This window comes from Chryseobacterium endalhagicum, assembly GCF_016745235.1.
Lineage (GTDB): Bacteria > Bacteroidota > Bacteroidia > Flavobacteriales > Weeksellaceae > Chryseobacterium > Chryseobacterium endalhagicum.
In genome coordinates, this window is record NZ_JAELVM010000001.1 from 1,727,015 (window position 1) to 1,739,388 (window position 12,374).

General features: G+C 39.6%; 13 protein-coding genes. 7 read left to right on the forward strand and 6 right to left on the reverse strand.

The window, feature by feature from the left end; all coding sequences use genetic code 11:
• Positions 1–287 precede the first annotated feature (287 nt).
• From JET18_RS07525 to ychF, 4 genes are all read left to right on the forward strand, one after another.
• Positions 288–1,613: a DcaP family trimeric outer membrane transporter gene (locus tag JET18_RS07525; protein WP_202089999.1), complete on the forward strand. Its 1,326-nt coding sequence runs from the start codon at positions 288–290 to the stop codon at positions 1,611–1,613.
• 242 nt (positions 1,614–1,855) lie between these two features.
• Positions 1,856–3,469 carry a glycoside hydrolase family 10 protein gene (locus tag JET18_RS07530; protein WP_202090000.1) on the forward strand — a complete coding sequence of 538 codons (1,614 nt, stop codon included), beginning with the start codon at positions 1,856–1,858 and terminating at the stop codon, positions 3,467–3,469.
• A gap of 228 nt (positions 3,470–3,697) precedes the next feature.
• Positions 3,698–4,249, forward strand: coding sequence for a ferritin (locus tag JET18_RS07535; protein ID WP_202090001.1), 552 nt, complete (start codon positions 3,698–3,700; stop codon positions 4,247–4,249).
• Between the two features lie 189 nt (positions 4,250–4,438).
• Positions 4,439–5,530 (forward strand): redox-regulated ATPase YchF, encoded by a 1,092-nt coding sequence (gene ychF / locus JET18_RS07540; protein ID WP_202090002.1) that lies wholly within the window; start codon positions 4,439–4,441, stop codon positions 5,528–5,530.
• Positions 5,531–5,645: 115 nt separating this feature from the next.
• Here the strand turns inward: ychF and JET18_RS07545 are convergent, their stop codons facing one another.
• The 4 genes from JET18_RS07545 to JET18_RS07560 all read right to left on the reverse strand — a co-directional run bounded on the left by JET18_RS07545 (position 5,646) and on the right by JET18_RS07560 (position 6,642).
• On the reverse strand, positions 5,646–5,810 hold the full coding sequence (locus JET18_RS07545; RefSeq protein WP_202090003.1) for a hypothetical protein: 165 nt from the start codon (positions 5,808–5,810) through the stop codon (positions 5,646–5,648).
• Between the two features lie 45 nt (positions 5,811–5,855).
• Entirely contained in the window at positions 5,856–6,056 is a 201-nt protein-coding gene (locus JET18_RS07550; protein WP_202090004.1) for a bacteriocin, read from the reverse strand.
• A 146-nt stretch (positions 6,057–6,202) separates the two neighbouring features.
• The gene (locus JET18_RS07555; RefSeq protein ID WP_117614944.1) at positions 6,203–6,367 is read right to left on the reverse strand and encodes a bacteriocin; all 165 of its coding nucleotides are present in this window, start codon (positions 6,365–6,367) and stop codon (positions 6,203–6,205) included.
• A 116-nt stretch (positions 6,368–6,483) separates the two neighbouring features.
• Positions 6,484–6,642 carry a bacteriocin gene (locus tag JET18_RS07560; protein ID WP_202090005.1) on the reverse strand — a complete coding sequence of 53 codons (159 nt, stop codon included), beginning with the start codon at positions 6,640–6,642 and terminating at the stop codon, positions 6,484–6,486.
• A gap of 154 nt (positions 6,643–6,796) precedes the next feature.
• Here JET18_RS07560 and JET18_RS07565 point away from each other — a divergent pair, with 154 nt between their 5' ends.
• The 3 genes from JET18_RS07565 to cls all read left to right on the forward strand — a co-directional run bounded on the left by JET18_RS07565 (position 6,797) and on the right by cls (position 10,209).
• Positions 6,797–7,735 carry a helix-turn-helix domain-containing protein gene (locus tag JET18_RS07565; protein WP_202090006.1) on the forward strand — a complete coding sequence of 313 codons (939 nt, stop codon included), beginning with the start codon at positions 6,797–6,799 and terminating at the stop codon, positions 7,733–7,735.
• A 98-nt stretch (positions 7,736–7,833) separates the two neighbouring features.
• Positions 7,834–8,598 carry an SDR family NAD(P)-dependent oxidoreductase gene (locus tag JET18_RS07570; RefSeq protein WP_202090007.1) on the forward strand — a complete coding sequence of 255 codons (765 nt, stop codon included), beginning with the start codon at positions 7,834–7,836 and terminating at the stop codon, positions 8,596–8,598.
• Between the two features lie 147 nt (positions 8,599–8,745).
• Positions 8,746–10,209 (forward strand): cardiolipin synthase, encoded by a 1,464-nt coding sequence (gene cls, locus JET18_RS07575; RefSeq protein ID WP_202090008.1) that lies wholly within the window; start codon positions 8,746–8,748, stop codon positions 10,207–10,209.
• A 3-nt stretch (positions 10,210–10,212) separates the two neighbouring features.
• Here cls and JET18_RS07580 read toward each other — a convergent pair whose 3' ends face one another.
• Positions 10,213–11,361, reverse strand: coding sequence for a methionine aminotransferase (locus JET18_RS07580; protein WP_202090009.1), 1,149 nt, complete (start codon positions 11,359–11,361; stop codon positions 10,213–10,215).
• 110 nt (positions 11,362–11,471) lie between these two features.
• Complete coding sequence (locus JET18_RS07585; RefSeq protein WP_202090010.1) at positions 11,472–12,281, reverse strand: hypothetical protein; 810 nt, start codon at positions 12,279–12,281, stop codon at positions 11,472–11,474.
• Between the last annotated feature and the right edge of the window lie 93 nt (positions 12,282–12,374).

Here is a 12,374-nt window from a genome sequence, read left to right on the forward strand (position 1 = left end):
TTAGTATTTGAATGATTTCGGATGATTGTATAGGCCTGTTTTCATTTCTGATTTGATATTGAATAATTTTTTTAATTTAAATAAATGATATTATGTATTTTGTTTTTTATTGATTAAAATTTTCATTTATTGTCTGTTTTGTTTTTGAAATTGTTAATCATTTGTGTGTTTTTATTTGATTCTATTATTGAATGTGCAAATAAATTACATCTGACAAATACTAGCGTGATGTTTAATTGTATGTTTGCGATTTAGTGATGAAAATTAATATAAAAAACACAACGAAAATGAAACAAACAATTGTAAAAGTATGCTGTTGTCTGATTCTGCTATCAGCTGTTCCCCTGATGGCTCAGCAAACTGCCGGAAAAAAAACGGATACCTTATCTGCCGCAGCTGTAAAACCTGTTGAAGAAGCTAAAGAAAGCCCCGTAAAAGTAAATTTCTATGGATTTCTACGCCACGATGCCTTTTATGATACCCGGCAGAATATCGGTGCCGGTGAGAATATCGTTCCCCTTTACCCGAGAGACCGGATGTTGGATGTAAATGGAGTAGACATTAATGCCGCACCTAAATTCCACATGCTTTCAGTGCTTTCACGGGCCGGAATCAATGTAAAAGGCCCTGACGTACTGGGGGCGAAAACTGCGGGATTATTGGAAGCCGAGTTTTTCGGGTCTACAGAAGCCGGAATTAATGAATTGCGGCTTCGTCATGCCTACGTGACCTTTGACTGGGAAAAAACGCAGTTGGGAATCGGGCAGTACTGGAGCCCTGTGGTGGTTCTGGACTGCCTGCCTAATATTGTTAATTACGGTACCGGAGCTCCTATATTCGGTTTGAACAGGAATCCCCAGATCCGTGTCACCCAAAAGCTGAATGAAAACTTTAAGCTTATCGCAGCGGTCTTATCACAGCGTGATTTTACCCCAAATACAGCTCCTTATCGCGACAGCGGCATGCCGTCTTCCCATGTGCAGCTTCAGTATAAATCTCCAAAATTGGTGGCAGGTATCGCTGGACAATATGAAGTTCTGAGGCCTCAACTTTCCTCAGGAACGCCTCCAATTGTCAATAATGAAAAAGTGAAAAGCCTTACGGTTATGGCCTATGCGAGAGTAATCACAAAACCGTTAACGATCAGTGCATCTGCCGCGATGGTACAGAATGCTTCGTCATTTGTTATGCTGGGCGGTTTTGTGGGGTATTCTGCGCCGGGTCAGGCAGATCTTTTCCGGACGATGGATACACAAAGTGCATGGATTGATTTCCAGCAGAATACATCAACGAAAATTGCATTCGGACTTTTTGCAGGATTGGTGAAAAATAAAGGAGTAAAGGATGCTGTTGAAGGGAGAACGGCGACCGCTTATGGGGTTACTTCTTCCTGGGGTGCTGTTTCTGCAACTCCCGGAACCCGCAGTGTTGATAAGCTTTGGCGGATAGCTCCACGGGTTGACTGGCTGCTGAGCAAAACCATTAAACTGAGATTTGAAGTAGAAAATACAGTCGCCACCTGGGGAGATGCCCAGATCAACGGAAGGGGAATCGGGAATGAATTTAATGCAAGAAATAACCGTTTTCATCTGGCTACTTTTTTTATGTTCTGAATCTGAAAGCAGTTCAACAAAAAATGAACAGTGGATGATGCAGTGTTGATCTGCCAGATCTGGTTTTAAAAGAATCTGAAATTTTAATCAACTATTTTCACTATAAAAGCAGTACAAATCGAAAGGTGGGTACTGTTTTTTTTCATAGAAACTAAATTTTTGGAGCATTAATTCCCGTAAATCATCTTTATATTACTAGTTTTGTGTTTTTACATCTCAGAAATTATTTCTTCAGAACAAATATGAAAATCAAAAAAATCAAATTAGTATATATATCAGGCCTTTTAGCCTTCGTAAGTGCTTCCTGTTCAGTTCAGAGCAATACCGTTAAAACACAGCCTGTAAAATCCAAACCGAATACCGTAAATAATACTACAAAACCCAAAGATCCGGTGGTTTCCGTAAAACCTGTAACGGGAACTCCCGCAGCGGATGATACTTTCAGAACAACACTTCCGGAAGTTAAAAGAGAATTTCGCGGTGCCTGGATTGCAAGTGTTGCCAATATCAACTGGCCTTCAAGAAATAATTTAACGGTTGACCAGCAGAAAGCAGAAGCCATAAATATGCTGGATATGCTGAAAGATAACAATTTCAATGCTGCGATATTTCAGATCAGACCATCGGCAGATGCTTTGTACACAAGCAGTATAGAGCCCTGGTCGTTCTTTCTTACAGGACAAACCGGAACTGCGCCATATCCAAACTATGATCCGCTTCAGTTCTGGATTGAAGAAGCCCATAAACGGGGAATAGAGCTTCATGTCTGGTTAAACCCTTACCGTGCCCACCATTCAAACGGAGGGGCTGTAAACAGTATGTCTATGGCCAGCAGGCTTTCTGATATCGTGATAAGATTAAAGAACGGAATGTATTGGTTTGATCCTGCCAACCCGAGAACGCAGGATCATGTTTCCAATGTGGTAAAGGATATTATTAAGAGATATGACATCGATGCCATTCATTTCGATGATTATTTCTATCCTTATGCCACTTACAACAGAGGGGCAGATTTCCCTGACAACGCAACCTGGAACGAATACCTGAGAAACGGAGGAACGCTATCCAGAGCAGACTGGAGAAGAGATAACGTGAATAAATTTGTGGAAAGAATCTATAAAGAAATTCACCTGGAAAAAAATACGGTAAGATTCGGGATCAGTCCTTTTGGGATCTGGAAACCCGGATATCCCGCAGGAATTGTTGGCTCTTCGCAGTATGACGAATTATATGCCGATGCAAAATTATGGCTGAATAAAGGCTGGGTAGATTATTTTTCACCGCAGCTGTACTGGCCCATCGATTCAAAAGGGCAGGGATTTGAAGCACTATTAAACTGGTGGAAATCTGAAAACACCATGAACCGCCATCTTTGGCCGGGACTTAACACCGTTGAGATCAAAGTTTCAGACCGCCCAACGGAAATCAAAAACCAGATTGAAATTTCCAGACAGATCCTGAAGAACGATGCCGGAGAGATCCACTGGAGTATTGCCGGACTTACAAAAAATCCAAATATGCTTCCTGTTCTGAAAAACGGTCCTTACAAAGAAAAAGCTTTGGTTCCGAAAACAGCATGGATAAAGACTGTACCATTGCAGACGCCCACTATTTACGTTGCAGATAATGGAAACTCAGCCAGAATAAGCTGGAGTATTAAAAATGCTGCTGATGTTTTTCAATGGGTACTTTTCACTCAGTACAACGGAGTCTGGGAAACGGAAATCCTGACATTAGATACACTGACCAAAGAAATTCCAAAATCTAAAGACGGAAGAAAATTAAACGCAGTTGCTATAAAAGCTGTTGACAGACTTGGAAATGAAAGTGATTATATGGCGAAGAAGATAAAGTAATTAAATCGGCTCAATCTATAAAATCTTCGGGATATAAAAGATGATAAAAAGAATAAGAACCAGTTCAGAAAAGGACTGGTTCTTATTTTAGAATAACTATAAATAAAGTATGTAATGTATTTTATTTCAATATATTATGATTTTAACTTAAAGTTAAGTTGATGTAAATACACAAGGAGCGGAACCATTTTTGCATCACTATTATCATAATCACAAAAATATAGCATTATGAATACCAACAGACTTTCCCCAACAGTGGAAAAAGCACTGAGCGACCAGATGAACAAAGAAATTCACGCCTCACACGTTTTCCTGTCGTATGGAATATGGGCGGATGATAAAGGGTACCAGGGAATTGCCAACTTTCTGTACAGACATGCGCAGGAAGAAAGAAACCATTCCATCAAATTCATGGAATATGTTCTGAACAGAGGCGGAAAACCAAAAGTAGATTCCATTCCGGCTCCTCCGGCAGATCCGGAGTCTTTAACGGCTTGTTTTGATGGCGTTTTTAAACATGAAGTAGACAATACCACAGCCATTTACAAAATTGTAGATCTGGCTTTAGAAGAAAAAGACTGGGCAACCTGGAATTTTATGCAGTGGTTTGTTCAGGAGCAGATAGAAGAAGAAACGCTGGCATCCAGCCTGATTGATAAGTTGAAAATTGCAGGGGGAGACAGAGCAACGGATGAATCTTTATTTACTTTAGATAAAACATTACAGGAAGCACCAAACGATGTTCCGCTGGCTCAGAATGCTACCGGAGATAATCCATAAAGATCAATTGGTGAACAAAAAATTATTAAAAATCTGTCAGAAAACTGGCAGATTTTTTATTATGAATCTCCCTCAAAATTCACTACCTTTGCACGCTAAAGTTCAAGGTTCAACAAATCGGGTGAAAAGCCGTACAACTTTAAACATTGAACTTTAGACCTTAAACCTTTAAACTTTGAATTTTACAATATGAAATGTGGAATTGTAGGCCTTCCGAATGTAGGTAAATCAACGCTCTTTAATTGCTTAAGCAACGCTAAAGCACAGTCAGCAAACTATCCTTTCTGTACCATAGAACCGAACTTAGGAACGGTATCTGTACCGGATCAGAGGCTGTTTGAACTGGAAAAAATTGTGAACCCTGAGAGGGTATTACCGGCTGTAGTTGAAATCGTTGATATTGCAGGTCTTGTAAAAGGGGCCAGCAAAGGAGAAGGACTGGGAAATCAGTTCCTGGCCAATATCCGCGAATGTGAGGCTATTATCCACGTTTTAAGATGCTTCGACAATGGAAACATCATCCACGTTGAAGGTTCTGTAGATCCTCTTAGAGATAAAGAAATCATCGATATCGAACTTCAGCTGAAAGATCTAGAAACCGTAGGAAAAGCAGTTGAAAAAGCTAAAAAGTTCATCAAATCCGGAAAGAAAGATGATATTCTGGTGTACGAAACCCTTCAAAGTCTGGAAAAATTCATTGAAGACGGGAAAAATGCAAGAGAATTTACAGTGAATGATCTTACCAAACCGATTATTGATGATATCCTGCTTTTAACGAAAAAGCCTGTACTATATGTTTGTAACGTAGATGAAAATTCTATCAAAAACGGAAACGAATGGATAGGAAAGATCGAAGCAATGGCTAAAAATGAAGGAGCAGAAGTGGTTGTATTAGCGGCACAAATTGAAGCGGATATCAATGAGCTGGAAACATATGAAGAAAGAGAGATCTTCCTTGAAGAGCTTGGACTTGAAGAGCCGGGTGTCAACCGTTTGATCAGAAAAGCTTACGACCTGCTGAAACTTCAGACCTATTTTACAGCTGGGGTGAAAGAAGTAAGAGCATGGACTATCGGACAGGGATGGACTGCGCCACAGGCAGCCGGGGTAATCCACACCGATTTTGAAAAAGGATTCATCCGTGCAGAAGTGATCAAGTATGCCGACTATATGAGTTATGGTTCTGAAGCCAAAGTAAAAGAAGCCGGAAAACTTTCTGTAGAAGGTAAAGAGTATATCGTTCAGGATGGAGACATCATGCACTTTAGATTCAACGTATAAGAAAATATTAAAGTTAGTTATTATAGAAAAACGCTTCCACAAGAAATTTTGGGAGCGTTTTTTGCATAAAAAAAACCGCCTCGGAAGACGGTTGTATAAGATAGTTCTAAGTTTATTATATAACTTCGATAGGATCTATAATGATGAGACGGCACTTCATTTCAGCGCAGCCGTTACCATATTTTCTGCATTCCCCGGTTGCTGGATCAATGCATTGTTCCTTACCGCCAATAATAGATCTTAATTCTCTTTTGTTTAGTTTTTTTCCTTTGTTTTTCATGGTTCTTTGGTTTAGTTAGTATATTGACTTCTTTTTAATGAAATTTTAAAGTTCAATAGGCTGAGGTCTGCATTCTTTTTGTGCACAAACTTTTGAAATGATCGTACATCCATAAGGATCAGAAGAAGGCTCGCATGGTGGATTGTGGCAAAGAACCGGCTCCATGCAGTTCAATAGACCTCCTGAAATAGTTTTTAATTCTTTTTTGCTTAATTTTTTTCCGCTTTGTAAAAACATGCTTTTCATTATTTTGATTTTTAGTAGGTTAGTTGAAATCGAAGATATGAAAAATATTCACATATATCACTTAATGAAGAAAAAAAATATATTTTTTGTGTTTTAGGGTTGATAAAACATAAAAAAACCGCTCAGATGATGAACGGTTTTGTTTTCTATAAAGGATCAATGATCGGCCTGCACTGCAGCTGTGCGCATCCTATTGATATTTTTCTGCATCCTCCGGTCATAGGATCAATGCAGTCCATTAATCCACCCGTAATGCTTCTTAACTGTTTTTTGTTCAGTTTTTTCCCTTTCGGTACATCTTGATTTTTCATTGTTTTGATTTTTAGTGAGTTAGTTGAAAACTAAGATATGAAAAATCCGGATATATATCACCCGATAAAGAAAATTTGTTGCGTAATTTTCGTGTTTTATCAACAGATGGTTTTGTTTAAGGAAGGTCCGGGCGGCATTGAGGATCCGCACAGCCTTTTGAAAAGATTCTGCACTGATTGGTTTTCGGATCCAGACACATCATTAAACCGCCGGTAATAGAACGCAGCTCTTTTTTGTTTAATTTTTTTCCCTGGGCTAAATTTAATTTTTTCATAATAATGATTTTTATGGGTTTAGTCTGACTAAAGTATTAAAAATTATTGATTATAAGGTGTTTAAAGAATTGAAAAGCTCATTTAATGTTTTCGGGGAAGCCTGTTTTTATTAAGTTCCAACTTTGTATATTTGAATTTTACAAATCATCAGCTATGGAAAAGATCGCTCATGCATCCCTGGAAGATTTTTATAAAGAGATGACCGCCAAACTGGGAAAAGACCTTGAAAGTATTTTCCCGAAAGGACTTCATAAAGATATCGGACATTTTAATGTATTTGATATCAGGCAGACCATAGAACGGGCAAAAACCACCTCGGAAATGCCTTATAACAGAAGGAAATACTATAAGATCAGCCTGATCAGAGGGAAGAACAGAGCAGAATATGCTGATAAAATTATCGCGATCAAGAAGAACGCTTTACTGTTTGCCACACCAAAAGTTCCCTACCACTGGGTTCCTGAAGATCCCGATCAGTCCGGAAGTTTCTGTGTATTTACCGAAGATTTTTTCATTAAGGCACAGTCCAGGTTTTCATTGGAAGAACTGCCGATATTTCAGCCCGGAAATGTTCCGTTATTTGAAATTGATGACGAGCTGGCGGATGAAATTGAGACCCTGTTTGCTAAAATAAAGAGCGAAATAGCTTCTGATTATGTTTTTAAATACGACCTGATCAGAAATTATGTCCTGGAGCTGATCCATTATGGACAGAAATTGCAGCCAGCCGCCAAATTATCCGCTTCCAATGATGCTTCATTAAGGGTGGTTTCATTGTTTATAGAACTTTTGGAAAGGCAGTTTCCCATTGAATCTTCCGAACAGAGGCTGCAGCTGAAAACAGCAAAAGATTATGCCGATAGACTGGCGGTTCATGTAAATTATTTAAACAAAAAACTAAAGGAAAGCACCGGAAAAACCACCACGGAATTTATAGCCGACCGGATGGTTCAGGAAGCAAAAATCCTCCTGAGACAGACGAAATGGAATGTTTCCGAGATCTCATACGCGCTGGGCTTTGAAGAAATTGCCCATTTTTCCAACTTTTTCAAAAGGAAAACATCAGTTACTCCAATGGAATTCCGCTCATGATTTGAATTTTGCAAATTTCAGATTGATTCGGGCAAAGGTTTCTTCTCCGGAATTTTCCAACTTTGTATCATTAAATAATACTTGTAACAATACACACAATGAATACAAAATCAAAAATCGCATTAGTAACCGGTGGAAGCCGCGGACTTGGAAAAAATGCAGCCCTTAAGATCGCTCAGAAAGGTTTAGACGTTATCATCACTTATAAAAGCAGCAGGGAAGAAGCTGATGCTGTGGTTAATGAAATAAAGGCTCTTGGACAAAACGCTATCGCTTACCAGCTGGATACCAGAGATGTAAAAAGCTTCGATGCATTTGTGAAGAACATTACAGATCATCTGCAAACTGAAACGGGCCATTCAAACATTGATTTCCTGATTAATAATGCAGGAACCGCTTTATATGCACCCATTACAGAAACTACGGAAGAACAGCTGGACGATATTGTGGATGTTCACTTCAAAGGTGTTTTCTTTCTGACCCAGAAAATGCTTCCTTTTATTAACGATGGCGGTGGAATTATCAATATTTCCTCCGGGCTGGCAAGGTTTGCCCTACCGGGATCATCTGTTTACGGTTCAATGAAAGCCGGAGTAGAAATGCTGACCAAATATATGGCAAAAGAACTTGGACCTAGAAAAATTAAAGCCAACGTTATTGCTCCCGGAGCTATAGAAACAGATTTCGGCGGCGGAAGAACCAGAGATGATCAGAATGTAAATTCAATGATTTCCAGTATTACCGCTTTAGGAAGAGCCGGACTTCCGGATGATATCGGTGGCGTAGTGGCATTCCTGTGTACAGAAGATGCGGGATGGATTACAGGACAGAGAATCGAGGCTTCGGGAGGAATGTTTTTGTAAGTGAAAAGACGAAGCAATTTCACATAAGACCATATTAAAACCAGTTCTGAAAAGGGCTGGTTTTATTTTTTTCATCACAGAATAAATGGATAAGGGAGTTTTTACCAAATTTACCTAACTTTAATATCAATAATAAACTTCATTCCTATGATTAAAGAATTTTTTAACCAGTTTCCCTATATCCTTGTAGGGCTTGAAGTTCTTTATCTTCTCGGGATTATTTTTCTGGCCGGGAAAATCATTATGGATACGAAGAATACCAGCAAGACTCTGGCTTATCTCATGCTGATTATTTTTCTTCCGGTGCTTGGGATTATCATTTACTTCGTCTTTGGGGTGAACTACCGGAAAAATAAGTTCTATACTTTTAAAATAGAAAGGAATGAGCAGGTTTATCAGGCGGTAAGCAATTATATCAGGGAAACCCATCATAAAACCCTGGAAAATCATAAAGAGGACATCGACCAGTTTCTGACGACCATCAATTTTCTTTATAATGCCGGACATTCTCCATTGTCACAGGGAAATCATGCAGAAGTACTGGTCAACGGAGAAGGAAAATTTGAAAAGGTTTTTGAAGTTCTTGAGAGGGCAGTTCATCATATCCATCTGGAATATTATATTTATGATAATGACGGAATAGGGAACAGGCTTGCCGATGTATTGATCAGAAAGGCAAAAGAAGGCGTGATCGTCCGTTTTCTGTATGATGATATGGGCAGCGGGAAAATAGGGAAAAAGCTTCTGAACAGGCTGAAAGAAGGCGGAATACAGGTTTCTCCGGTTAATAAAATCACATTCAGGCTTTTGGCGAACCGGGTCAATTACAGGGACCACAGAAAGATTATTATTGTGGATGGAGCGGAAGTTTTTACAGGCGGAATCAATGTTTCGGATAAATATATTAACCCTAATCCCAAGCAATACTGGAGGGATGTTCACCTGTATATGAAAGGAGAAGCGGCGTTCTATTTTCAGTTTCTGTTTTTCAGCAACTGGGTGTTTGCAACGGAAAAAATTCCTGAAGTCTCCCCGCTTTATTTTACGAAAAAGGAAGGAGGAGGAACTTCACTGATTCAGACGGCGGCCAGCGGTCCGGATACCAAACCTTCCATTATGCTGAGTACCACGTCCGCAGTGCTTTCTGCCAAAAAAAGGATATATATCGTTACCCCTTATTTTGTTCCGGTTGAAACAGTGCTGAACGCTATTAAACAGGCTGCCCTTTCCGGCGTTGATGTCCGGTTGATGGTTCCTAAATCCGGTGATTCCGTGGTTGTAAATGCAGCGGCTTATTCTTACTATGAGGAGCTTTTAGACAATAAGGTGAGGATTTTCTTTTACAAAAAAGGCTTTATTCACGCCAAAACAATGCTCATAGATGATACCTTTTCATCGGTAGGTACCGCGAATATGGATGTACGTAGCCAGGAACTGAATTTTGAGGTCAATGCATTGGTTTTTGACCCGAAAATCAATGGGAAACTTCAGGACCTGTTTCGTGAAGATATGAATGACTGTGAAGAAATTTCCCTTGAATCCTGGAGAAAAAGGCCAAAATCCAAAGTTTTCTTTGAGCATATGGCCAGACTGCTTTCCCCGCTGATATAAAATTTAAAGCCTCGAAAGATTTTCTATCGCTCTTTCCAGGGTCTCCTGCTTTTTCGCAAAACATAACCTGATGACGTGATCATTTCTTTTGTTTTTGTAAAACGATGAAAATGGAACACTGGCCACTTTATGAGTAATGGTCAGCTCGGAAGCAAAATCAAAATCGTTTTTATCAGAAATTTTATCGTAAGTAAGGGCCTGAAAATAGGTTCCTTCACAATCAAGAAGCCCGAAAGACGTGCCTTCAAGACCTTTTCTGAGAAAATCTCTCTTTTCCTGAAAGAATGCATTTAAGTGATTATAATGCTCATCATTTTTCATGTATTCCGCCAAAGCCAGCTGAATAGGGGTGTTGACACAGAAAACATTAAACTGATGTACCTTTCTGAATTCGTCAGTAAGATTTTTAGGCGCTGCACAATAACCGGTTTTCCAGCCTGTGACATGGAATAACTTTCCAAATGAAGCGACAAGAAGGCTTCTTTTCTTCAGTTCGGGATACTGACAGATGCTCAGATGCTGTTTTCCGTCGAATACAATATTTTCATACACTTCATCGCTCAGAATAAGGATGGAAGTATCTTTAACGATTTTGATCAGTTCCTGCAGGTCATTTTCTTTTAAAATCTTCCCTGAAGGGTTATTCGGGTTGTTCAGGATGATCATTTTGGTTTTATCGCTTACCAGATCTTTCACCGTATTCCAGTCGATCTCATAATCCGGAGCTTTCATTTCAAAACGTTTTACAATTCCTCCGAAAAGCTCTACTGTAGGCTCATAACAGTCATAAGCCGGTTCAAAAATGATCACTTCATCATCCTTTTTCACAAATGTGGCAATAGCTGTGAAAATAGCCTGCGTACCTCCTGCGGTAACCGTAATCTCGGAATCGGGATGGTAAATGGCCCGGTGGCTGTTCTCAATTTTTCTGGCAATTTCTTCCTTCAGCGGCATCATTCCTCCCAGCGGAGCATACTGGTTGAATCCTTTCTGAATAAAGTGATTCACATGGTCCAGCAGTTCAGGATCCGGCATAAAGTCCGGAAAACCCTGGGAAAGGTTGATCGCCTCATTTTCATTGGCAAGCTGTGTCATCTGGCTGAAAATGGTAGTTCCTACATTGGAAAGCTTGGATAAAGGAAGTTGTATCATGAAAAATTGTTTTGTTGAACCGAATTTAATTTATTTTTTGCAATCATGAAACAGGAACGTACAAAAAAGGCTGCTCCTTCCGAAACAGCCTTCTATCTATTTTGCATTATTTAATAGAGTTTCATAGATTCTACTTTGTTGTTGCAATAGCCCAGAATTCCCCAGAATATTACTGTAGAAGTACCCCATCCTGAAAGAGTTACCAGATGCTTTTTGAAAAATTTTTTGTCATACAGATGTTCTACCATGTAAAGGTGCTGTCTTTTGTAGCATCCTATTTTATTATTCCAGTTATCAAAGAACCAGAACCCAAGGGTAGGAACGAAAGGGGACATCACATACTTATTGGAGCCATACGGGATAATATCATCATATACCCGAAGCCATCCCGGGCTGAACGCTCCAAAGAAGGTTTGATACTGCTGCTTTTCAAAAGCATAATAACTGTCCGGCAGCTGCTCTCCGGCTTCAGCCATTGGAACCAGGCCGTTCACTTCAGCGTACTTCTGAATCGTTTCATTAAATGCTTTGGTTTCACGGAATTTCAGGTTGTTCTGGTCACCATAGGTAAGGTATCTTTCTTCTGATGTGAAAGTTCTTACCGTAATTACAGCAGATTGATCGACCGGATTTTTAACCAAAGAGGCAACCGGGAATTTACCTTCAAGGTCCGCGATCATATCAGCAGGCTGGCCGTCTGAAAAATAGTCAACGCGTACCTTATCAATATTAATACCGTCCTGAGCAAATTCTTCCCGTATTTCCGGAGGGGCCGGAGGAAGATCGGAGGTGGTTATTTTATTTGAAGCCGTAGTTTTTTCTGTTACCGGCTCTTCAAATTGTTCATTGTTGTCACGGCAGCCCGATAAAAGGAACAGGCCTGCAGACAATCCTAAAATGGTCATGTTTCTGAGTTTCATATCAATAGTTTTTATGGTTGGTTAGTTTTTGGCAGTGAGATGATCCAGTCTTAAAATATCTGTGGTCCGCCTCACCTTTTAGTTTGAAATAAA

What these genes read in the sequence shown, in the direction of transcription:
- JET18_RS07550 (WP_202090004.1), bottom strand. Translation starts at nt 6,056, where the DNA reads ATGAAAAGCATGTTTTTACAAAGCGGAAAAAAATTAAGCAAAAAAGAA.
- JET18_RS07525 (WP_202089999.1), top strand. Translation starts at nt 288, where the DNA reads ATGAAACAAACAATTGTAAAAGTATGCTGTTGTCTGATTCTGCTATCA.
- JET18_RS07530 (WP_202090000.1), top strand. Translation starts at nt 1,856, where the DNA reads ATGAAAATCAAAAAAATCAAATTAGTATATATATCAGGCCTTTTAGCC.
- JET18_RS07585 (WP_202090010.1), bottom strand. Translation starts at nt 12,281, where the DNA reads ATGAAACTCAGAAACATGACCATTTTAGGATTGTCTGCAGGCCTGTTC.
- JET18_RS07580 (WP_202090009.1), bottom strand. Translation starts at nt 11,361, where the DNA reads ATGATACAACTTCCTTTATCCAAGCTTTCCAATGTAGGAACTACCATT.
- JET18_RS07535 (WP_202090001.1), top strand. Translation starts at nt 3,698, where the DNA reads ATGAATACCAACAGACTTTCCCCAACAGTGGAAAAAGCACTGAGCGAC.
- cls (WP_202090008.1), top strand. Translation starts at nt 8,746, where the DNA reads ATGATTAAAGAATTTTTTAACCAGTTTCCCTATATCCTTGTAGGGCTT.
- ychF (WP_202090002.1), top strand. Translation starts at nt 4,439, where the DNA reads ATGAAATGTGGAATTGTAGGCCTTCCGAATGTAGGTAAATCAACGCTC.
- JET18_RS07560 (WP_202090005.1), bottom strand. Translation starts at nt 6,642, where the DNA reads ATGAAAAAATTAAATTTAGCCCAGGGAAAAAAATTAAACAAAAAAGAG.
- JET18_RS07545 (WP_202090003.1), bottom strand. Translation starts at nt 5,810, where the DNA reads ATGAAAAACAAAGGAAAAAAACTAAACAAAAGAGAATTAAGATCTATT.
- JET18_RS07565 (WP_202090006.1), top strand. Translation starts at nt 6,797, where the DNA reads ATGGAAAAGATCGCTCATGCATCCCTGGAAGATTTTTATAAAGAGATG.
- JET18_RS07570 (WP_202090007.1), top strand. Translation starts at nt 7,834, where the DNA reads ATGAATACAAAATCAAAAATCGCATTAGTAACCGGTGGAAGCCGCGGA.
- JET18_RS07555 (WP_117614944.1), bottom strand. Translation starts at nt 6,367, where the DNA reads ATGAAAAATCAAGATGTACCGAAAGGGAAAAAACTGAACAAAAAACAG.